Source organism: Porphyromonas uenonis 60-3, assembly GCF_000174775.1.
Taxonomy (GTDB): Bacteria; Bacteroidota; Bacteroidia; order Bacteroidales; family Porphyromonadaceae; genus Porphyromonas; species Porphyromonas uenonis_A.
Map to the genome: position 1 here is coordinate 1 of NZ_ACLR01000131.1, position 506 is coordinate 506.

At 46.0% G+C, this 506-nt stretch carries 1 pseudogene; it reads right to left on the reverse strand.

The features are described from left to right. Positions 1–107: pseudogene (locus PORUE0001_RS10050) on the reverse strand (conjugative transposon protein TraK); the annotation flags it as partial. Positions 108–506: the final 399 nt, after the last annotated feature.

Below are 506 nucleotides of genomic sequence, written 5' to 3' on the forward strand. Positions count from 1 at the left end.
TAGACCGCATAGCTACTGACCGCTATGCAGACTATCGCAAAGATGATAGCGTAGAGCCTAATCTGCTTGAAAGAGGTCTCTATGTTTGTGAGTGATTTGAATTCCATATTCCATTATTCTAATTGTCTTGTATCTAAAAACTTCTGAGGGGTAGTCTACGTAGCCCATGTGCCTTGGTACTGTAGTGCCATACGGGTGAAACTCTAGTGCCACCCCCACTTGGCACTGCAGTTTCATACGGGAGAAACTGTAGTTTCATAGGTAAGAAACTGTAGTTTCATAGGTAGGAAACTCTAGTTTCATGGGTAGGAAACTCTAGTTTCATGGGTAGGAAACTCTAGTTTCATGGGTAGGAAACTCTAGTGCCACACGGCAGGCACTACGATTACCTCCCCAGCTGCTACATTGACACACATAGGAGGAGCTAATCCTACCCACCTGACCGTCATACGACCATCACGTGGTCATTGCATCCTCATCAAGCGTGTCATAGCCACCCTTCGGCT